This is a genomic window from Terrabacter sp. LjRoot27 (assembly GCF_964254175.1).
GTDB lineage: Bacteria > Actinomycetota > Actinomycetes > Actinomycetales > Dermatophilaceae > Terrabacter.
In genome coordinates this window covers 4,168,478-4,187,467 of the sequence record NZ_CAXUSS020000001.1, presented here as the reverse complement: position 1 = coordinate 4,187,467, position 18,990 = coordinate 4,168,478, and the positions used below count along the sequence as shown (strand labels likewise).

At 73.5% G+C, this 18,990-nt stretch carries 24 protein-coding genes; 12 read left to right on the top strand and 12 right to left on the bottom strand.

Features of this window, described 5'->3' with window-relative positions:
• Positions 1-4 precede the first annotated feature (4 nt).
• The 5 genes from ACSQ2D_RS19305 to ACSQ2D_RS19285 form a co-directional block, all read right to left on the bottom strand.
• On the bottom strand, positions 5-1,393 hold the full coding sequence (locus ACSQ2D_RS19305) for a sensor histidine kinase (RefSeq protein ID WP_435987527.1): 1,389 nt from the start codon (positions 1,391-1,393) through the stop codon (positions 5-7).
• Positions 1,390-2,166: a response regulator transcription factor gene (locus ACSQ2D_RS19300; RefSeq protein WP_435987526.1), complete on the bottom strand. Its 777-nt coding sequence runs from the start codon at positions 2,164-2,166 to the stop codon at positions 1,390-1,392. Before ACSQ2D_RS19300 ends, ACSQ2D_RS19305 begins: the two co-directional genes overlap by 4 nt.
• A 72-nt stretch (positions 2,167-2,238) precedes the next feature.
• Entirely contained in the window at positions 2,239-2,718 is a 480-nt protein-coding gene (locus tag ACSQ2D_RS19295) for a DedA family protein (protein WP_435987525.1), read from the bottom strand.
• A 52-nt stretch (positions 2,719-2,770) separates the two neighbouring features.
• Complete coding sequence (locus ACSQ2D_RS19290; RefSeq protein WP_435987524.1) at positions 2,771-3,331, bottom strand: cysteine hydrolase family protein; 561 nt, start codon at positions 3,329-3,331, stop codon at positions 2,771-2,773.
• A gap of 76 nt (positions 3,332-3,407) precedes the next feature.
• The gene (locus ACSQ2D_RS19285; RefSeq protein ID WP_435987523.1) at positions 3,408-3,833 is read right to left on the bottom strand and encodes a VOC family protein; all 426 of its coding nucleotides are present in this window, start codon (positions 3,831-3,833) and stop codon (positions 3,408-3,410) included.
• A 62-nt stretch (positions 3,834-3,895) separates the two neighbouring features.
• On the opposite strand from ACSQ2D_RS19285, the gene ACSQ2D_RS19280 reads away from it, so the two are divergent.
• The 7 genes from ACSQ2D_RS19280 (at position 3,896) to ACSQ2D_RS19250 (ending at position 9,660) form a co-directional block, all read left to right on the top strand.
• Positions 3,896-4,699 (top strand): AraC family transcriptional regulator, encoded by an 804-nt coding sequence (locus tag ACSQ2D_RS19280; RefSeq protein ID WP_435987522.1) that lies wholly within the window; start codon positions 3,896-3,898, stop codon positions 4,697-4,699.
• 83 nt (positions 4,700-4,782) lie between these two features.
• Complete coding sequence (locus ACSQ2D_RS19275; RefSeq protein ID WP_435987521.1) at positions 4,783-5,211, top strand: DUF2000 family protein; 429 nt, start codon at positions 4,783-4,785, stop codon at positions 5,209-5,211.
• A gap of 30 nt (positions 5,212-5,241) precedes the next feature.
• A complete protein-coding gene (locus ACSQ2D_RS19270; protein ID WP_435987520.1) occupies positions 5,242-6,099 on the top strand; it encodes an RNA methyltransferase in 858 nt (285 codons plus the stop codon).
• A 178-nt stretch (positions 6,100-6,277) separates the two neighbouring features.
• Positions 6,278-6,913 carry a VOC family protein gene (locus tag ACSQ2D_RS19265; protein ID WP_020143723.1) on the top strand — a complete coding sequence of 212 codons (636 nt, stop codon included), beginning with the start codon at positions 6,278-6,280 and terminating at the stop codon, positions 6,911-6,913.
• 136 nt (positions 6,914-7,049) lie between these two features.
• Positions 7,050-7,763 carry a hypothetical protein gene (locus tag ACSQ2D_RS19260; RefSeq protein ID WP_435987519.1) on the top strand — a complete coding sequence of 238 codons (714 nt, stop codon included), beginning with the start codon at positions 7,050-7,052 and terminating at the stop codon, positions 7,761-7,763.
• Positions 7,760-8,605, top strand: a complete 846-nt coding sequence (locus tag ACSQ2D_RS19255; protein WP_435987518.1) for a LysR family transcriptional regulator — start codon at positions 7,760-7,762, stop codon at positions 8,603-8,605. Before ACSQ2D_RS19260 ends, ACSQ2D_RS19255 begins: the two co-directional genes overlap by 4 nt.
• Positions 8,606-8,835: 230 nt before the next feature.
• A complete protein-coding gene (locus ACSQ2D_RS19250) occupies positions 8,836-9,660 on the top strand; it encodes a serine hydrolase (protein ID WP_435987517.1) in 825 nt (274 codons plus the stop codon).
• A 159-nt stretch (positions 9,661-9,819) separates the two neighbouring features.
• On the opposite strand, the gene ACSQ2D_RS19245 is transcribed toward ACSQ2D_RS19250, so the two are convergent.
• From ACSQ2D_RS19245 to ACSQ2D_RS19235, 3 genes are all read right to left on the bottom strand, one after another.
• Positions 9,820-10,806, bottom strand: coding sequence for an MBL fold metallo-hydrolase (locus ACSQ2D_RS19245; RefSeq protein ID WP_435987516.1), 987 nt, complete (start codon positions 10,804-10,806; stop codon positions 9,820-9,822).
• Positions 10,803-11,717, bottom strand: a complete 915-nt coding sequence (locus ACSQ2D_RS19240) for a hypothetical protein (protein WP_435987515.1) — start codon at positions 11,715-11,717, stop codon at positions 10,803-10,805. Before ACSQ2D_RS19240 ends, ACSQ2D_RS19245 begins: the two co-directional genes overlap by 4 nt.
• Before the next feature lie 218 nt (positions 11,718-11,935).
• A complete protein-coding gene (locus ACSQ2D_RS19235; protein ID WP_435987514.1) occupies positions 11,936-12,274 on the bottom strand; it encodes a VOC family protein in 339 nt (112 codons plus the stop codon).
• A gap of 136 nt (positions 12,275-12,410) precedes the next feature.
• On the opposite strand from ACSQ2D_RS19235, the gene ACSQ2D_RS19230 reads away from it, so the two are divergent.
• Complete coding sequence (locus tag ACSQ2D_RS19230) at positions 12,411-12,803, top strand: tautomerase family protein (protein ID WP_435987513.1); 393 nt, start codon at positions 12,411-12,413, stop codon at positions 12,801-12,803.
• 9 nt (positions 12,804-12,812) lie between these two features.
• On the opposite strand, the gene ACSQ2D_RS19225 is transcribed toward ACSQ2D_RS19230, so the two are convergent.
• From ACSQ2D_RS19225 to ACSQ2D_RS19210, 4 genes are read right to left on the bottom strand one after another with little or no spacing between them, the layout of a single operon-like run.
• A complete protein-coding gene (locus ACSQ2D_RS19225; protein WP_435987512.1) occupies positions 12,813-15,293 on the bottom strand; it encodes a heavy metal translocating P-type ATPase in 2,481 nt (826 codons plus the stop codon).
• Positions 15,290-15,511, bottom strand: coding sequence for a heavy-metal-associated domain-containing protein (locus tag ACSQ2D_RS19220; protein ID WP_435987511.1), 222 nt, complete (start codon positions 15,509-15,511; stop codon positions 15,290-15,292). The genes ACSQ2D_RS19225 and ACSQ2D_RS19220 overlap by 4 nt, the downstream gene beginning before the upstream one ends.
• Positions 15,512-15,545: 34 nt before the next feature.
• Positions 15,546-15,827: a metal-sensitive transcriptional regulator gene (locus ACSQ2D_RS19215; protein ID WP_020143728.1), complete on the bottom strand. Its 282-nt coding sequence runs from the start codon at positions 15,825-15,827 to the stop codon at positions 15,546-15,548.
• Positions 15,828-15,878: 51 nt separating this feature from the next.
• Complete coding sequence (locus ACSQ2D_RS19210; protein WP_435987510.1) at positions 15,879-16,286, bottom strand: MmcQ/YjbR family DNA-binding protein; 408 nt, start codon at positions 16,284-16,286, stop codon at positions 15,879-15,881.
• A 220-nt stretch (positions 16,287-16,506) separates the two neighbouring features.
• On the opposite strand from ACSQ2D_RS19210, the gene ACSQ2D_RS19205 reads away from it, so the two are divergent.
• The 4 genes from ACSQ2D_RS19205 to ACSQ2D_RS19190 all read left to right on the top strand — a co-directional run bounded on the left by ACSQ2D_RS19205 (position 16,507) and on the right by ACSQ2D_RS19190 (position 18,912).
• Positions 16,507-17,313 (top strand): AfsR/SARP family transcriptional regulator, encoded by an 807-nt coding sequence (locus ACSQ2D_RS19205; RefSeq protein ID WP_435987509.1) that lies wholly within the window; start codon positions 16,507-16,509, stop codon positions 17,311-17,313.
• A gap of 242 nt (positions 17,314-17,555) precedes the next feature.
• Entirely contained in the window at positions 17,556-17,762 is a 207-nt protein-coding gene (locus ACSQ2D_RS19200; RefSeq protein ID WP_435987508.1) for a hypothetical protein, read from the top strand.
• Positions 17,759-18,301, top strand: a complete 543-nt coding sequence (locus ACSQ2D_RS19195) for a Pvc16 family protein (RefSeq protein ID WP_435987507.1) — start codon at positions 17,759-17,761, stop codon at positions 18,299-18,301. The genes ACSQ2D_RS19200 and ACSQ2D_RS19195 overlap by 4 nt, the downstream gene beginning before the upstream one ends.
• Positions 18,298-18,912 (top strand): hypothetical protein, encoded by a 615-nt coding sequence (locus ACSQ2D_RS19190; RefSeq protein ID WP_435987506.1) that lies wholly within the window; start codon positions 18,298-18,300, stop codon positions 18,910-18,912. Before ACSQ2D_RS19195 ends, ACSQ2D_RS19190 begins: the two co-directional genes overlap by 4 nt.
• Positions 18,913-18,990 lie beyond the last annotated feature (78 nt).

The window sequence follows — 18,990 nt, the reverse complement described above, 5'->3', positions numbered from 1 at the left end:
GCCGTCAGGGCGTGGTGGCGTGGGGGAGGCGCAAGGTGAAGCGGGCTCCTCCCTCGGCGGCGTGCCCGGCCTCGACGGTCCCGCCGAGCAGCTGGGCGAGGCGCCCGACGATGGCGAGGCCGAGCCCGGTGCCGACGGGGCGGAGGCCGCGGTAGCGCTCGTGCAGCACCGACGGCTCGAACGCGACGTCGAGGTCGTCGTCGGTGAGGCCGGGTCCGCCGTCACGCACCTCGACGACGACGACGTCCGTGGGGGAGCCCGTTTCGCGGCGCACCTCGACGACGATCGGCTGACCGGACGGGGTGACCCGGAGGGCGTTCTCGAGCAGGCCGTCGACGAGCTGGCGCACCCGAGCCGGGTCGGTGACCGTCCAGGCGTCGGGCGCCGCCGAGACGAAGGTGAAGGGCACCCCGACGGCCGCGCACCGGCGCGACCAGACCGACTCGACCTCGCGGCCCAGGGTCACGAGGTCGGTGCGCTGGGGGGTGACGCTCGGACTGTCGGCGCCGAGCCGCGCGAGGTCGAGCAGGTCACCGACGAGCCGCTCGAGCCGCTTCGACTCGGTGAGGACGACACCGCCGACCCGGGCGGTCTCCTCCGGCGGCACGACGCCGCTCGCGAGCGACTCGGCGTAGCCGCTGATGCCGGTGAGCGGCGTGCGGAGGTCGTGCGAGACCGACAGGAGGAAGTCGCGCTGGCGCCCTTCGGACCGGGACAGCGAGCTCGACAGGGAGTTGAGGGCGCACGCGACCTCGGCGACCTCGTCGGGACCCTCGACCGGGACCCGGACGTCGCGCTGCCCGGCCGCGAGGGCGTGCGCCGCGTCGGCCGTGCGTCGCAGCGGCCGGGACAGGCGCCGCGCCACGGCGGCGCTGACGAGCACCGCGACGACGGCAGCGATGGCCAGGGCGAGCAGGACGCGGCGCACGAGCCGGTCGGAGTCGGCCGTCGCGTCGGACCGGCGCTGTACGAGGATGATGCCGCCGGCGTCGGTGGGCCGGCCCTCGAGCAGGACGAGGGTCCCGCCGAGGTCGTCGCGGGTCGAGATGGTGCGGCCGGCGAGGAGGGCCCGCTGTCGGGCCGGCGTCAGGGCGTCACGGGCCAAGGCGCTCGTCGAGGTCACCACGCCGCCGCGGCCGATGCTCGCCGACTCGATCCCGAGGGCCCCCAGCGTGCGGACCGCCTTGGCCTGCGAGGCCCGCGCGACCGCCCCCGAGTCGGCCCGCTCGGCGCTCGCGTCGGCGATCCGTGACAGGGTGCGCCGGGCCGAGTCGTCGGCCGACGTGCGGGCCAGACCGACGGCGAGCAGACCGGCCAGCAGCGCGGTCAGGACGGCGATGCCGACGGCGAGCAGGACGATCCGTCGTGACAGCGACCCTCGCGAGGCCGTCACGATCTGGGCCGGGGAGCGGGTGAGTCGTCCGAGCCCGGGAGTGCACCGCCGCGCGGAGCCCGCGCGGCGGCATACCCGACCGAGCGGACGGTGCGGATCGGGCTCGCGTCGCCGAGCTTGGCGCGGACCTGGGCGACGTGGACGTCGACGGTGCGCCCGCCGGCCGTCGCGGCATACCCCCAGACGTCGCTGAGCAGCTGCTCGCGCGTGAAGACGACCCCCGGACGACGCATGAGGTGGCTGAGGAGGTCGAACTCCGTTGCGGTCAGGGCGATCTCGCGCCCGGCGACCCGCACCTCGTGGCTCGTCAGGTCGACGCTGAGGTCGCCGGCGCGGAGCAGCTCGGGCGCTCCGGAGTCCCCGCGGGTGCGTCGCAGCACGCCCCCGAGCCGTGCCACGAGCTCCCGCGGGGAGAAGGGCTTCGTGACGTAGTCGTCGGCGCCGAGCTCGAGACCGACGATGCGGTCGACCTCGTCGTCGCGGGCCGTCACGAAGAGGACGGGGGTCCAGTCGCCGCGGCCGCGGAGGCGGCGGCACACCTCGATGCCGTCGAGGACCGGCAGGCCGATGTCGAGCACGATGGCGCTCGGGCGCAGGTCCCGCACCGCGTCGAGGGCGCTCGCGCCGTCACCGACGACCTCGACGCCGTAGCCGGCAGCGCGGAGGTTGAGCCGCAGCACGTCGGCGATCGCCGGCTCGTCCTCGACCACGAGCACCAGTCCGCGGCCGGGGTCGGGGCGGCGGTCGGGGCTCGCGCCGGGCTCGGTGGACACGATCGCAGCGTAGTGAGCGCGGGCGGCGCCCACGTCACGCTCGTGTTCGGGTCGTGTCAGGAGACGTGGCGCTCACTCGAGCGGGACGGGCCGCTCACTCGATCGCGAGCGGCGTCGGGCCACGAACCAGGCGACGGCCCCCGCCACGACGAGCACGACGACGGCCAGGCCCCACCACGACCCGGCCTCGGCGGCGAGCCACGCCTGCACGACCGCGAGCCCGACCGTCGCGTAGAGCGCGGCCCAGGCGGCCGACCCGACGACGGCAGCCGGGAGGTAGAGCCGCACCGGCATCCGCATGACCCCGGCGGTCAGGTGCACCGCGGTCTGGATGCCGACCGTGAGGTAGGAGAGGGTCACGGCGAACGGCCCGAGCCGGCGCAGCAGCGCCTCGGCCCGCGTCGTCAGGTCGCCGTGGGCCCCGCGATAGCGGCGCCAGCTCGCGACGGCGCCCCGGCCGACCCAGTAGGTCGCGTTGGAGCGGGCCATGACGATGACGAACAACGCGAGGAACGCCTGCCAGAAGGGCAGCGCGGCCAACGTGTCGAGCATGACCCAACCCTAGGCGGGTGCACCTGCACCGCCCGCCGCGGGCTGCGCCCGGTCAGTGCGCGCCGAAGTCGACCTCGGCCGTGGGTACGACGTCACCCTTGCGGCCCGGCGCCTCGGACCATGACCAGTAGGTGTTGGTGTGGGCGATGACCTGCTCGGGAGCGACGGGGACACCCCATTGACGGAGGTCCTCGGTCGTGTGGGCGTCCTCGACGAGCGTCGTGTCGTAGCCCCGGACGAGCGCGCCGTGCAGGGTCGAGCGGATGCACGCGTCGGTCTGGGCGCCGGTCACCACGACGCGACCGACCTGCCGCTCCGCCAGGATCGACTCGAGGTCGGTGTCCTCGAAGGAGTCGCCGTAGCGCTTGTGGACGAGCGGCTCGGACGCATCGCGGGTCAGCTCGGGGACGTACTGCCAGCCGTCGGTGTCGATCGGCATGTTGTCGTCGGAGTGCTGCACCCAGATGACGGGGACGTGCTCGTTGCGCGCCTTGTCGACGAGGGCGTTGATGCGGGCGATGACGCCGTCGCGGTCCCACGCGCCGGAGACGACGTCGTTCTGGACGTCGATGACGAGCAGGGCGGTGTTGGGTCGTCCTTCGAGGGTGGTCATGTGGCTCGCACCTCCGTGTCTCGGTCTGCGTCCTCGCTCCGTCGACGCTACGCCCGCGCACCGACAGCGTGGGGTCTCAGGGCGCGACGAGAAGGCAGAACGGGTGCCCGGCCGGGTCGGCGAGCACGACGAGAGGCTCCCCGTGGTCGTCGGTGCGGTCGAACAGCGCCTCCGCACCGAGCGCGAGCGCGCGGTCGCGGTGGCGCTCGAGCTCGGCGAGGCTCGGCACGGCGTAGTCGACGTGCAGCTGCATCGGCACGTCATGGCTCGGCCAGGTCGGGCGCGGCAGCGGTCCGTCGACCTGTTGGACCGCCAGCCGTCGCACGCCGTCGGCGTCGAGCAGCACGAGCCAGTCGGCGTCGTCCTCCCCGGCGGCCGGGGGCTCGTCACCCGGACGGTAGTGCAGCCCCAGCAGCTCGCGGTAGAACTCGGCGAGCCCACGGGCGTCCGTCGTGTCGAGGGCGGTGTGCATGAGACGCGGGTACGCCGGCTGCTCGGTCACGGCTCCTCCTCGGTCGCGGTCGACACCCACCCTAGGAGCGGTCGCCGGGTTAGCGTGCCGGTGTGGACCTGCCGATCGACCGGACCGTGTCGTGGCGCCCGGCGGTCGCCGGGGTCGCCGAGGTCTTCCACGCGCAGTGGCACGACCACGCCTACCCCGGGCACACCCACGACACGTGGACGCTGCTCGTCGTCGACGACGGCGTCATCGGCTACGACCTCGACCGTCACGACCACACGGCGGTCCGCTCCGGCGTCACGCTCCTGCCGCCGCACGTCGTCCACGACGGCCGGGCGCTGACGTCGACCGGCTTCCGCAAGCGCGTCGTCTACCTCGAGCACGACGTCATCGCACCCGACCTCGTCGGTGCGGCCGTCGACGCCCCGCTCCTGCCCGACGCCGCGCTCCGCTCGGCGGTCTCCCGGCTCGACCGGGCGCTCGTGGCGCGCGACGACCTCGAGGCCGAGTCGCGCCTCGCCCTCGTCGTCGAGCGGCTCACCGCCCATCTCGTACGCGGTCACCGTGCTCCCGTGGGCAGCGCGCAGCCCGTGGCGGGCCAGGTCGCCCGGCTCGCCCGCGAGATGCTCGACGCCGACCCCGTCGGGACCCCCGGCATCGCCGCCGTCGCGGAGTCGCTCGGCGTCACGACGCCGCACCTCGTGCGCTCCTTCGCCGCGGCGTACGGCCTCCCGCCCCACGCATACGTCATCGGTCGGCGTCTCGACCTCGCGCGACGGCGACTGCGCGACGGGGTCCCGGCCGCGGTCGTGGCGACGGAGACCGGCTTCTACGACCAGGCGCACCTGACCCGCCACTTCCGCCGCTTCCTCGGCACGACCCCGGCCCGCTACCAGCGCAGCGCCTGACCCCGGCCCCGTTGCGGGTGGGAAGGGGGGCGGGATCAAGGACGTACAAGACGAGGGGTGGCCGGGCCGCGCAGGGTGGGGCCATGGACGACCTGCTGACCCCGCCCTTCGACACCAAGATCGCGGTCCTCGTGCGCGACGACCTCGAGCCCTGGCAGCGCCTCAACGTCACGGCGTTCCTCGTCAGCGGCGTGACGGCCGCGCACCCCGAGCTCGTCGGGCAGCCGTATGCCGACGGCGACGGACACGCGTACCTCCCCCTCCTCGGCATGCCCGTCCTCGTCTTCGAGGGCACCGGCCCGACGCTGACCGCCGCGCACGAACGCGCCCTCCGACGCGGCACGGCGCTCGCCGTCTACACGCGCGAGATGTTCGCGACCGGTCACGACGCCGACAACCGCGCGGCGGTCGCGACCGTGCCCGCCGCCGACCTCGACCTCGTCGGCCTCGCCCTCCACGCGCCGAAGAACACCGTCGACCGCGTCCTCAAGGGCGCCCGCCTCCACCCCTGACCCGCGGGCGGGTGGGATGCTGGGGCTGCCATGACGAACCCGACGCCTCCCGCCCGCGAGCTGACGATCACGTCGGCGTCCAACCCGCGCCTCAAGGCCGTGCTCGGCCTGCGCCGCCGCCGCACCCGCGAGGAGACGGGCCAGACGCTCGTCGAGGGCTACGAGGAGATCGGCCTCGCCCTGTCGGCCGGCGTCCGCCCCGGCACCGTCTACGTCTGCGAGGAGCTCTTCAGCCCCGCCGGCCGTGCCGGCAGCCAGGACATCGGCCACCAGGCCGACCTGCTCGCGCGCCTGCGCGACGACCGCGTCGAGGTCGTGCACCTCAGCCGCGGCGCCTTCGAGAAGGTCAGCTACCGCGAGGGACCCGACGGGCTCATTGCCGTCGTCGATCGCATCGGCGTCTCGCTCGCCGACCTCCGCGTCGACGGGCCCGACCACCTGACCCTGCTCAGCCAGGGCGTCGAGAAGCCCGGCAACCTCGGAGCCATGCTCCGCACCGCCGACGCCGCCGGGGTCGACGCCGTCGTGGCCGCAGACCCCGTCACCGACTGGGGCAACCCCAACGTCGTGCGCGCGAGCAAGGGCACCGTCTTCGCCGTGCCGGCCGCGAGCGCGACGACGTCCGAGGCCCTCGAGTGGCTGACCGCGAACGAGATCCGCCTCGTCGTCACGACCCCCGAGACCGACCTGCTGCACACCGACGTCGACTACACGGGCCGTGTCGCCATCGCCGTCGGCAGCGAGAAGCACGGCGCCGACCGCACCCTGCTCGACGCCGCCACGCACCGCGTCCGGATCCCGATGCACGGCAAGGCGAACAGCCTCAACGTCGCGGCGTCGGCCGCGATCGTGCTCTACGAGGCCGTCCGCCAGCGCGACGCCCGCTGACCGACGACCGACCCCGGGGCCCGCGGGGCCCGCGGGGCCCGCGGGAGCCCGTGAGAGCCCGCGGGACGGCATACGAGATGACACTCAGGTTTCATTCATGTGACGCGTGTGACGAGCCCCGCAAGAGACAGGGAGGGGTGGTCAAGAGCACCCCTCGGCGTGTGTCACGATGTTCTGTATGCGAGTTGACCACGTCTCCTATGCAGCGGAGGCCGGTGGCCTCAAGGCCACAGCCGCCCGACTGTCCGAGCTCATCGGCGTCGCGCCGGTCGACGGAGGGGTGCATCCCCGGTTCGGCACGCGCAACGTGATCTTCCCCCTGGCCAAGGACCACTACCTCGAGGTCGTCGAGGTGCTGGACCACCCGGCCTCCGACAAGGCGCCCTTCGGGCAGGCCGTCCGTGCCGCCTCCGAGGCCGGCGGTGGCTGGCTCGGCTGGGTCGTCGCCGTCGACGACATCGCCGTGGTCGAGCAGCGCCTCGGCCGTGAGTCGGTCCCGGGCAACCGGCACCGCCCCGACGGCACCGAGCTCAAGTGGCGCCAGCTCGGCATCAAGGGCCTCATGGCGGACCCGCAGGTCCCCTACTTCATCGAGTGGGACGACATGACGGTGCACCCCTCCGCGGGCGCCGACACGTCGGTCTCCATCGACAACCTCCAGATCGCCGGTGACCCCAAGCGCGTGCGCGAGTGGCTCGGCCCGGAGGACACCTTCGACAAGGGCGGCATCGACTTCACCTTCGTCGCCCCGCACGGCACGCCGGGCCTGCTGTCGGTCACCTTCGACACCCCGGCCGGCAAGGTCACCATCTGACCGAGCCACCAACTCGCACGCGTTCGGCGGTCACCCTTCGGGGTGGCCGCCGTTCGTCGTCCCGGGGGGGGTATGCCGTGTCGCGCGGCGGCCGGTCGCGCCCGGTTCGCCGGGGTGGCCGGGTTAGGGTGCCTGGATGCCCCAGGAGCCGGTGCAGGAGCGCGACGGTCAGGTCCACAGGTGGGGGAGGCGCCGCGCGGCGCCGAGCCTCGACGTCGAGGTGCTGCCCCGCGACGTGCGTGCTGCCGTGGAGGCGATGGTCGCCGGGCAGGAGGTCACGCTCCGCCGCGACGGACGCGAGATCGGCGTGCTCCTGCACCGCCCGAGCGTGCTGGTGGGCACCGTCGTGGGTGGGCCGGAACCGGAGCCGACCGGTCGCGGGGACGGCGACGGTGGCGGTCCGGAGCGCGTGCCCGAGGGCGTCATGGTCGTGGCGACGGCGACGAAGCTGTCGAAGGCCGCTCGCCAGCGGCTCTCCGACGAGCTGGGGGACGGCTACGTCGTGCTCGACCTGCTCAGGGCGCCGACGAGCGCCGACGTGGTGCTGACCCACCCGGTGAGCCCGCAGCTGCTGGGGTCGCTGCGCGGGATGTTCCCGCAGGCCCGCATCATCGTGACCGAGATCGAGGACGACGAGCTCGGCGTCAGCGCGCCGGGGCCCGTGAGCCGGCTGCTCGACGCCGGGGCGTCGGCCTACCTGCCCCCGCGGCCCCTGCGCGAGGTGGCCGCGAACATGCACGCCTACCTGACCGGCTCCGGCGCGCCGCAGCTGACATCGGGCGGCTCGGACCCGGGTCCGGTCGCGGCCCTGCCGTGGGCACCGACCGATGAGGTCGAGGCGCAGCCGTGAACCTCCTGCGCCATCTCGAGTTCTTCGTCGCGGTGGCGACGAGGCGGCATTTCGGTGAGGCCGCAGCCGATCTCGGCATGACCCAGCCGCCACTGTCGCAGGGCATTCGCCGACTCGAGCAACACTGGGGTGCAACGCTCTTCGACCGTTCATCGCAAGGGGTCGAGTTGACCGAGGTGGGCGAGCAGCTGCTACCGCTCGCGAGGCGCCTGCTGTCCGAGGCGCGCACCATCGACGTGTTGGTGCGAGACCTGACGCACCACGAGCCGTCGCTCCGGGTCGGACTGTGCACCGGACTCGAGTCCGCCGGAGCCGCAGTGGTGGCCGCCGTGCGCAGCAGCCTCGGCCGTGAGGTGGAGCCGGTCGAGGCCGCGTCGGTGGACCTCGTCGACCGGGTGCGTCGCGGGGCGCTCGACGTCGCGGTGGTCCGTCACCCTGGCGTCGTCGACGGCACCGCGGCCGGTGAGGTGGTCCGCGTCCCGCAGCGGCTGCTCGTGCCGGCCGACGCGCCGGACGCCCTCGCCTTGATCAGGATCCCCGTCGTCACCGAGCCTCGCCAGCACCACCCGCCGGCCCACGACCAGCTCGTCGACACGCTCCGACGGCACGGCCACTCCGGCGACGTCGTGACGGAGGTGTCGGCCGCGACGGCGACGGCGCTCATCGCCGCTGGGCGCGCCTGCCGCCTCACGACCGACCGGATCACACCGCCCGGCACGCGCCTGGTCGATCTTCCCGACGCCCTGGCCGTCGTGCGGCTCCGCGCCCTGAGCCCGTCGGCCGCTCACCGCAGGGCGCCGGTGGTCGGTCTGCGCGAGTGCGTCGAGCAGGCGCTGGCGTGAGCCCGCGACAGGCCTTCGGACGCGTCGGACGTGTCGATCACGTCGGTGGCGGCGCCGCGCTCCGTGCTCGCCTCGAGGGGCTGTTCGACGGCGCCGGGGTGCGCGGCTGGGTTCACGCTCGACGGGTCGATGACATGTCGGTCGCTCCGACGACGGGGGCCGCCCGTGACCACGGCGACGCGCTGCGGGACGGTCGACGCGACGGCCTCGACGCATACGATCCCGGGGGCGTGAGCGAGGAGGGCGTCGGTCTGGGAGCCGACGCGCCCGTCGCCATGGCCTCGCTCTACAAGCTGCCCCTCGCGGTGGCGTGGGCCGAGCTGGCCGACGCCGGCGAGCTCGACCCGCTGGCTCGCATCATCATGACGCCCGGGCAGCGCACGCCCGGGCCGACTGGCGTCTCGACGCTGTCCGACGACGTGGAGGTGTCGGTGCGCGACGCGGTGCGCCTCATGGTGACGCTCTCGGACAACGCGAGCGCCGACCACGTGCTCGAGCTCGTCGGGCTCGACCGGGTCGAGGAGGCACTGCGTCGGTGGGGTCTGCACGACACGCACGTGCGGCACGGCAGCGCCGACAGCCAGCGACAGGTGCAGCGCGACACGGCGGTCTCCGACCCGCTCGCCGCGCTCGACGCCCTGACCGACCTCGACCACGACGTGCGCACCGCGGAGTACGACGCGGCACGGGCCAGCACGAGCACCGCGCGTGACCTTGCCACGCTGCTTGCCCTCCTCTGGTCGGGTCGGGTCGCGGCTGGGCCGCACGGAGAGCTGGTCCGCGACGCGATGCGGCGGCAGGTGTTCCGGCACCGGCTCGCGAGCGGCTTCCCCCACGACGATGTCGTGACCGCCGGCAAGACCGGCACGCTGGGGATCCTCCGGCACGAGGCCGGCGTCGTCAGCTTCCCCGGCGAGGTCCCCGTCGCGGTGGCCGTGCTCACGTGCGCCGCCCGGCCCGAGCGGCACCTGCCCGTGGTCGACGCGGTCATCGGCGACGTGGCCCGGACGGTCGTCGAACCCCTGCGCAGGCCACTGCCCGACGGGCGTCCCTGACGGGCTGTCGCGCCGGCCTTGCCGCTGCTACCTGACGAGGGGCAGCAGGAAGGGACTGACGTCGTCGGGTGGGAGCCCGAGGTCAGGGCAGGGCGGCGTCGCCGGGGCGCCGATCTCGACGGCGCTCCTGCCTCCTGCTGCGTGGGCCCGTGTCGGTCGTCACAGCGGCAGTCGCTGCAGGTGACGGGGGACGACGACCGTCGACCGCGGGCTGACGCGCTTCACCTCGTCGACGAAGCGTGGCAGCCGCTGCCCCATCGAGGCGTCGAGAGGCCGCTCGCCGACCCCGAGCGGCGCGTCGAAGTCGTCCCAGTGCACGGCCACGACGGTACGCGGACGGTCGAGCGTCTCGAGCAGCCTCGGCAGGTAGTCGTGCGTTGCGTCGGCCGCCGCGACGGGGACGGCTGCGACGTCGGGGCGCAGGTCTGACAGCGCCCGAACGTCCGCGTCGCTTGCGCCGGAGAGGTATGCCCTGGGCCCGCCAGGTGTCCCGACGACGTAGGACAGGGTGTCCCCCTCAGGTAGGTCGGCGATGCTGACGGGTGCAGCGGGCACGTCAGTCAGCGTGCCGGGGAAGAGGATCGCGTGCTTGGCGTTGCGGCTGTGCAGCGACCGGACGACCTCGACGACGACGTCGCCGAAGTCGAGCACCTCGCCGCCACGGACGTCGACGACGCGGGTCGCCGAGACGCCCATGGCACGGGCCACGAAGCCCGTCGTCCGTGTGCCGAAGACGGTGGCGCCCGTGCGGGCCGCAATGGCCGGGACGTCGGCGACATGGTCCCAGTGCGAGTGCGTGACGAGGATCCGGTCGGCCCGCGGACAGTGCCGGGCGACGGCCTGCTCATCGACCGTCAGCGGCGTGGTGGCGACGAAGGCGCCGCGGGACAGGCCGGTGTCGAAACGCGTGACGTAGGGGTCGACCAACGTGACGCTGCGGGTGCCCTCGATGCGCCAGCCGGCGTTGCCCAACCACGTCAGGGCCGCGAGGCCGCTGGGACGAGCCGTCGGCACACGCGAGCCCGATGGTGACATCGAGGACGACGGTGACGGCGTGGCCGCGGCTGGTGCGACCGGTGCGACCGCGAGCGGGAGGGCGGGCACGGTGGCTGCGCCGAGCAGGGTGCGGCGCGACAGGCCGCTCATGCAGCCGCCCCCGTCGAGTCGGCGGCTTCGGGGCGGGCGCGCCGGGCGACGAGGGTGCCCAGGGTCCCTACGGCCAGCGCGACGAGCACCGCGAGCAGTGGGGGAGCCGGCGGCGGACCCCACGCGGAGAGGGTTGCCTGCAGCGACCCGACGAGGACCCGGAGCCCGTCGGCGAGCAGCTCGGAGAGAGCGTCGCCACGGACCGGCGTGCCGCGCAGCGCCTCGAGCACGTAGCGCACGGCCGTCAGCGCCGACGCGGTCACGACGAGCAGGACGAGCGAGCCGACCCAGGCCGCGACACGGGCGACCAGGTGGACCCGGGCTGCGCGCGCCAGTGCCAGGCCGACGACGGCGCCGGCGAGAGCGGCGAGCACCGTCGGCAGCCAGGCCGGCCCGGGCACCCCCAGGCCGGCGAGCACGAGCTGGCCCAGCCAGTCGGCGACGAAGACGGCTGCCGGGGCTGCCGCCACGGCTTGCATCGCCGCGCCGCCGAGCGACAGCGTGAGTCCCAGGACGAGGCCGAGCAGCGCACCCGCGACGGTCACCGCGACGAACGCCAGGCGCACCTGGTCGACGTTCGCGCCGGAGCCACCGAGGTCGGGCTCGGGGGAGAGCGTCTGGACGACCGACCACCCGCCCGCGAGCAGCACGCCCAGCGTCGACATCGCCGCAAGGACGAGGCGCCGGGACCGGCGGAAGGTGCTGCACCACGGGGCGCTCGCCGCGAGCAGTCCGGCCACGACCGTGACGACGACGAGCAGCGGCAGCAGCTGGTGGTGGAAGGGCAGCAGTGCGTCACGCAGGTCGTTGCGCGGGTTCCACGGCGTGCCGAAGGTGCCCTGTTGCGATCGCCTCACGAGCCAGGGCAGGAGGCCGACGAACCAGCCGAGCACAGCGGCGACCAGCACCACCCATGGACTCGACCAGAGACCTGACCCGAGCCGAGTGCCGCGCCGCTCGTCCGGCGGAGCCGGGTGTGGTGTTCTCGTCGTCGACGTCACCGTCTGACCTCCCCTGTCGTGACCGGCGACAGGTCCGCCGTCCGGTGACCCGAGCCCACCAGAGCGTGCCGAGTGCGTCAAAGTGCGGATGCGACTCGGCACGGGTCGCAACGCCTATCGGCGCACCGTCAGGACTCGACGCAGAACTCGTTGCCCTCCGGGTCGGCCATGACCACCAGGTCGCCGTCGCTGCCGACGACGGTCGCGCCCAGCGCGACGAGGCGCTCGACCTCGGCCTCGACGGTGTCCATGGTGCGCAGGTCGAAGTGCTGCCGGTTCTTCGCCGTCTTGGGCTCGGGGACGGGCTGGAACCACAGGGTCGGTCCACCCCAGCCCGCCGGCTCGACCCAGGCCCGCTCGTCGGTGCTGTCCTCGTCGACGTTCGAGCCGAGGGCCGCGGCCCAGAAGGCCGCGAGCCGCAACGGCTCGGAGCAGTCGAACGTCACCGACTTCACGAAGGCCACCATGCACCGAACCTAACGGCGCCGCCCTCGGGTGTCACCGGACGCGTCATGGATCGTGCGGGTGTCGTGGCGGGTCGCAGGTCAGCGCGGCTCACCGGATGGAAGTATGGCGAGCCCGTCGGCCACCGGAAGGGACGTCATGCCCAGCACCCTGATCGAAGTCCGCCGCTCCTACACGCCGGAGCAGCAGGTCGCCCTGATCGACGCGGTCCACGCGGCCATCGTCACCGCGTTCAAGATCCCCGAGAGCGACCGCTTCATCCGACTGGCCGAGTTCGAGCCCCACGTCATGGTCAACGGCTTGCAGGCCGGTGTCGCAGACACCTACACCCGGGTCACCATCGACTGCTTCGCCGGCCGGTCGATCGACGCCAAGCGTGCCCTCTACCGACAGCTGGTCGAACGGCTGGAGGCTCACGGCATCCCGCGGGAGCACGTCTCCATCCTTCTGCGCGAGAGCCCGCCCGAGAACTGGGGGACGGGCGGCATCGCGGCGAGCGACTACGACCTCGGCTTCGACATCAACGTCTGAGCGGGCAGGTCAGCGGCCCCAGCGCTTGAGGCGCAGGGAGTTGCTGACGACGAGCACCGACGAGAGGGCCATCGTCGCGCCGGCGATCATCGGGTTGAGCAGGCCGAAGGCGGCGAGCGGGATGGCGGCGGTGTTGTAGCCGAAGGCCCAGGCGAGGTTCTGCTTGATGATGCGCAACGTCTCGCGGGAGAGGCCGATCGCGTCCCCGACGGCGTCGAGGTCGGTGCGCACGAGGACGATGTCGGCCGAGTCCATGGCGACGTCCGTGCCCGAGCCCATCGCGAGACCGAGGTCGGCCTGGGCGAGGGCCGCGGCGTCGTTGACACCGTCGCCGACCATGGCGACGACGCGACCTGACTTCTGCAGCTCGGTGACGACGGCGTGCTTCTGAGCGGGCAGCACGTCGGCGCGGACGTTGGAGGCGTCGATGCCGACCTGCTCGGCGACGCTGCGCGCGTTGGACGCGCTGTCGCCGGTCAGCAGGTAGGGCGTCAGGCCGAGCGCCCGGAGCCGGGCGATCGCGTCCTTGGACGAGTCGCGCACCGTGTCCTCGACGGTGAGGGCCGCCTGGGCCACGCCGTCCCAGCCGACGAAGACGGTCGTGCCGGCGTGGCTGTGGGCGTGGGCGACGAGCTCGGGGTCGACGCTCTCGAAGAGCACGGCCTTGCCGACGGTGACCTCGGTGTCCTTGATCCGCGCGGTGGCGCCCTCGCCCGGGTTGGACTGGAAGTCGCGGATGCGCGGCAGGTCGAGCTTCGCCAGCCGGGCGCCGTCGACGACGGCGCGGGCGATGGGGTGCTCGCTGCCCTGCTCGACGGCGGCGGCCGCGGTGAGGGCGGCCTTCTTGGAGAGCTTGCCGCGCACGGCGATGCTGCGCAGACGCAGCTCACCGGTGGTCACGGTGCCGGTCTTGTCGAGCACGACGGTGTCGACGCGGCGCGTGTCCTCGAGCACCTGCGGACCCTTGATGAGCGTGCCGAGCTGCGCGCCGCGGCCGGTGCCGACGAGCAGGGCCGTCGGCGTGGCCAGACCGAGCGCACAGGGGCAGGCGATGATGAGGACCGTCACGGCGACGGCGAGCGAGGTGCCGATGTCGTGGCCCGTCAGGAGCCACGCGACGAGCGTGACGACCGCGATGACGAGGACGACCGGCACGAAGATCGCGGACACGCGGTCGGCGAGACGCTGGACGTCGGCCTTGCCGGTCTGCGCGGTCTCGACGAGACGCTGGATCCCGGCGAGCATCGTGTCGGCGCCGACCTTGCGCGCCTCGACGACGAGGCGTCCGGTCGTGTTGATCGAGCCGCCCGTGACGTCGTCGCCGGGGGACACGTCGACCGGCGTGGACTCGCCGGTGACGAGGCTCGCGTCGACGGCGCTCGACCCGTCGCGCACCGTGCCGTCGGTCGCGACCTTCTCACCCGGCCGCACGACGAACTGGTCGCCAACGACGAGCTGGTCGATGGGGATGCGCAGCTCGCTCGTGATCCGAGACTGCGGGTCGATGCGCAGGACCGAGACGTCCTTGGCGCCGAGGTCGAGCAGCGAGCGCAGGGCGTCCTTGCCGGAGTCCTTGGCGCGCGCCTCGAGGAAGCGGCCGACGAGCAGGAACGTCGTGACGACCGAGGCGACCTCGAAGTAGAGGTGCATGCCGCCCTGGAGCAGCTCGACGACGGAGTAGCCCCACGCCGCGAGCACGCCGATCGAGACGAGGGTGTCCATCGTCGAGGCGAGGTGGCGGGCGTTGACGGCGGCAGCGCGGTGGAACGGCCACGCGCACCAGAAGACGACGGGTGTCGCGAGGAGCAGCTCGAGCCACGGGCCGGCCGCGAACTCGGGCAGCACCATGGCGATCAGCAGCACCGGGACCGTCAGCGCGATGGCGGCGACGAGCCGGGGCTTGAGGACGTCCTGCGCGGGCGTGTGGTCGAGGTGGTTCTCGCCCGAGCCGACCGAGCCGTCGGAGCCCGGCTGACCCTCGTCACCGGAGTGATCCGCGTGGACGTCGTGTCCCGCGGGGTGCGCCGGCGCCGGCGCGGGACGGGCATCGGGCTTGGCTGTCGCGGCGGCGTCGCGGACCTTCTGGCGGGCCAGCTCCTGGGCCCGCAGCTTCTCGAGCAGTGCCCCGGCGGCGGGCTTGGCGACCTCGCCACCCGCGCCATCCACGGCGCCGGCGCTCCCGGGCGACACGGCATACGTGCTCGGTGCGGTGGGGGCCGGCGGCGCAGGGCGCGAGCCGCCGATGACGGTGGCGCCGTAGCCGGTCTTCTTCACCTCGGCGACGATCTGCTCGACCGTGACCGGGGCGGTGAACGAGACGAGGGCCTTCTCGGTGGCGAGGTTGACGGTCGCGGACTCGACGCCGGCGACCTTCGACAGCTTGCGCTCGATGCGCGCGGAGCAGGAGGCGCAGGTCATGCCGGTGATGGCGAGGCGGACCTCGCCGGGGGTCCGCTCGGCCGTCGTCACCGGTGCCCGGCCCTCGGTCATCGGAGGCTGTAACCGGCCTCGGCGACGGCGTCCGCGACGGCGGACGGGTCGAGGGGGGCCTCGCTCGTGATGGTGACGGGGGAGTCCTCGCCGGGGTGCAGGTCGACCGCGACCGCGACGACGCCGGGCAGGGCCGACAGCTCGCCGCTGACGGCGGCGCTGCAGTGGCCGCACGTCATGCCGGTGACGGTGATCTCGGTCTGGGTGGTGGTGCTCATCGGGTGCCTCCTCGGGCGGTGGTCGGTGGGGTGCTCAGCTGCGCACGAGGCGTGCGATGGCCTCCGAGGCCTCGCGCACCTTCTCGGCGGCGGCCTCGTCGGACTCTCGAGCGGCGTCGACGACGCAGTGCGCGACGTGGTCCTCGAGCAGGCCGAGGCTGACCGCCTGCAGCGCCTTGGTGATCGCGCTGACCTGGGTCAGGATGTCGATGCAGTAGGTGTCGGTGTCGACCATCTTCTGCACGCCCCGCACCTGGCCCTCGATGCGGCGCAGCCGCTTCAGGTAGTCGTCCTTGCTGCCGGTGTATCCAGCCATGGCACCTCCTCGTCGTGGTCAACACGATACCCCTCTGGGGTATTCCTTCCGTCACGGACCGTCGAGCAGCTCCTTCGCGAGCCGCTTCGGCGCCTTGGTCAGCCACGCGTCGGTGACGACTTCGCGGATCTCGTCCGCCGTCAGCCTCCCGAGGTCCCGCTCGAGCAGGAGCACGGCGTTGTAGCCGTTCCAGTGCGGGGTCGTGAACCACGGCGAGTCCGGGTCCGAGACCATCGACTCCTTGTCCTCGGCCGTGCACGAGAAGGCGAGCACGTCGTCGTAGGGCTCGCCCGTCTCCGGGTCGAAGGCGTCCTTGCGCGGGCCGCGCGCAAAGGCGAACGTCCTGCCCCGCACCTGGAAGCTCGGGCGCCCGCCGGACGGCGGGTCACGCGTCACCTCGGGCAGCGCGGCGGCTGCCTCGTCGATGTCGCGGAGCCGGGCGGGGCGCGAGCGGGCCATGCCCTCGCACGTTAGCCCGCCGGACGGCATACCTGAAGGGGCCACGCGCACGCCCTTGCCCGCCGTCGACGGATCCGGCCGAACCGGTCACGAAAGTCGTGGTTCGGGCGTATTTTCTTGGGTGAGCAGCCCACCTCGATGTGTGGGGGTTAGCGTGGCCGTCTCGGGGCTCAGACTCAATCTTCTCGGTGCTCCGACGCTCGTCTCGGGAGACGATCCCGTGGCGTTGTCGCCGGGTGCCGCGGTGCTCGTCGCCTATCTCGCGCTCGCACCGCGCGAGGGACGCCAGCGCGCCGTCGCGGCTGCCCAGCTCTTCGCCGACTGCCCGGAGGACTCGGCCCGACGCCGGCTCAACACCGCCGTCTGGCGGCTGCAGTCCGAGGTGCGGGCCAGCACGGGCGTCGAGCTCGTGGGCCGCTCCGGTGGACGGTCGGTGGCGCTGAGCCCGGCCGTGCCGATGACCGTCGACGCCGTGCACTTCGAGGACCTCCTCGCGCCCGTGCTGCGGCGCAGCGTCGTCGACCTCACCGACGACGACGTCCGGCGGCTCGAGGACGCCGTGGCGCTCCACCGCGGCCGGCTCGTCGAGGTCTGCGACGACGAGTGGGTGCTCGGCGCGCGCCACCGCATCGAGACCCTCTACCTCACCGCCCTCGACTACCTCGTGCAGCACCACGGTGCCCATGGCGACGTCGCGGCCGTCGACCGCTACGGGGCGCTCGCGCTCGCCATCGAGCCGCTGCGCGAGGACGTCCACCGCCACCTCATGGGCGCCTACGCGGCGTCCGGCCGGCACGACCTCGTCGAGCGGCAGTTCGAGCAGTGCCGCCTGACGCTCCTCGCCGAGCTGGGCGCGGACCCGATGCCCGAGACGGTCGCGCTCTACGCGCGGATCACGCGGGGGGACGCCGGTCAGGCCGCGTCCGTGGCCGCGCTCGTCGCCGAGCTCGAGCGGGCCCGGCGCGAGGTCGTGCGCCTCGCCGAGATCGTCGACCGCGCGCTCGACCGCCTCCACCGCATGCCCTGACGGGCACCGAGGGCGTATGCCGTGTGGCCGGGCAGGCGACACGAGCGCCCTCCTCCCAGGCAGAAACCGTCGAAAGGCCACAAACCGGGGCGCCGAGCGTGCGAAGGGGCCCCGGTTTGTGGCCTTTCGACGGTTGGGGGGAGGTGGTGATCGGGTCGTGATCGGGGGTGAGGGTCGCCGTGAGCGGTCGGTGATCGGTGGCCGGGACGCTCGTCCATGAGCAGAAGGGTCACGGCCTGGTGATGCGAGCGTGGAGGCGGCGATTCCTCATCGACGTGTGGGCCGAGCCCCGCGACGTCGACTCGCTCCCGGCCGTCATCAGGGCCCGGGTGCGCGACATGGCCACGGACGAGGAGACCTACGTGGGATCGTTCGCCGAGATCGAGCGGATCGTCGAGGCACGCCTCGACGACGACGGCGTGGCCCCCCGGCGCTGGGAGCGACCGTGATCCGCGAGGTCAGCGAGGCGCTGCGCGACGTCATCCACCGAGCCACTCCCGACCTCGGCTCGTGGGTCGTGCTCCACTCGCTCTCGCAGGGCGACAAGACGGCCCTGCCGGACACGAAGGGCATCCTCGCGCTCATCGCCGTCGCCGAGCACCCGCACCTGCGCAACCGGCCTCTCGTCGACGGGCTCACCGGTCTCGTCCGCGCCCCGCTCTCGCTCCAGCTGACCTACCTCGTCACCTACATCGGCGAGCACGACGAGGCCCAGACCCGGCTCGGGCGCATCGTCCAGGCCTTCCACACGACGCCGGTCGTGCGGCCGCCCGACCTCGCGCCGCCGCTGTCGGACGACGTCGAGAGCCTCGGCATCCGGCTGCTCGCCCCGAACGCCGACGAGCGCAACCAGGTGTGGGGGTCGCTCGGCCGAGCGGGCCGGCTCGCCCTCTTCTACGAGGTCGACGTCGCCCCCGTGCCGGTCCTCGAGCGCGACGGCCGCGGCCGGGTGCGCGAGCACCGGATCGACTGGGTGGGTGCGCCGTGAGCGTGCAGCCGGTGGCCCGTCCGCACCTCGCGACGGTGACGACGACCCTGCGCCACACGGTGCGACTCGTCCACGCCTCGACGGGCGCCCGGCTGCGCGGGCTCGACGCCCGCCTCGAGCCGGCACCCGCCGGCTGGACCCTCCGCGTCCTGCCGGACGTCCTCGTCGTCAGCACCCGCGCCGACGCCCCGGTGCCCGCCACGCTCCCGAAGGTCGTCGTGACCCTCACCGACGGGGCACTCGCCGACGTCCTCGTCGTGCCGCCGGTCGCGGGCCGTCCTCCGCGCACGATGGTCATCGACCTCGATGCCGCCGAGATCGAGCACGTCGTCCACCCGGTGCCGATGACCCTGACCGTCGTGCTCACGACCCCGTCGACCGGCGCGCCGCGCACCGGCGCCACCGTCACGGCGCGCGCGACCTCGGGACCGAACCCCCGGCCGAGCGTCGCCCTGCCCGAGGTCGCGCCGGGCACCTACCGGTCCGCTGCCGTCGAGTGGACCGCCGCCTTCACCCCGCTCGACGTGCTCGTCGGCGGCCAGCCGCTGCGCACGCTCGCCGTCGACGTCTCGACGTCGACCACCACCGTCCACCTCGTCGACACGACCTGACGGACCCGCACCACTCACCACCAGCACCACTCACCATACGAACCGCACCACGACCGAACCGCACCCGAACCGCACCCC